This is a genomic window from Enterococcus sp. DIV1420a, from assembly GCF_051712165.1.
GTDB lineage: Bacteria > Bacillota > Bacilli > Lactobacillales > Enterococcaceae > Enterococcus > Enterococcus faecalis.
This window is the reverse complement of sequence record NZ_JBIOOI010000010.1, coordinates 1-531: the sequence shown is the minus strand read 5'-3', so window position 1 is coordinate 531 and position 531 is coordinate 1. Positions and strand designations below refer to the sequence as shown.

1 pseudogene is annotated in these 531 nt (G+C 33.7%); it reads right to left on the bottom strand.

Annotated features, from left to right (window positions below):
* Positions 1 to 531 (bottom strand): annotated as a pseudogene (locus IGI80_RS18965) (T7SS effector LXG polymorphic toxin); the annotation flags it as partial.

The window sequence follows — 531 nt, the reverse complement described above, 5'->3', positions numbered from 1 at the left end:
AGAAATGTATAATTTTTTCATATGGTTTATATATTTTTTTCCTGAAACAACGCCTTTTGCTATCGCATGATTAATTAATTTATCTAGTTCGTCTAACTTTTCTTCTGTTAAATTACCATCCATAGCCATTAAAATTGGATGGTCTTTTTCAAAAGCAAGTCTATCTTTTTCTTCTTCCTGGACTTTTTTATGCGCTTCTTTTATTTCATTTTTAAATGTTTTATCCGTAAATATTTCCAATGATTTGGGATTGGTATAGCTTAATCCTCCGACGTTCGTGATTTGGCTGGATTGTTGGGCTAGTTTGTCTTTGACAGCACTGCCTGCTTTGCGTCCGTTAAAAGTGTCCATGCCTTTCAGCGTTTCCGTCAAAATTTTCTTAGCCTCTTCCATTTTTTTATTAAATTGATTGGATGGCGCGGAAATAGGGACGATATGTGCTACAGAACTGTAGATGTTGCTAATTTTCTTATCTAATTTCGCAAAATTTGATAACGGTGTTGAAAATTTTCCTTTTGCTTCATTTAAGGC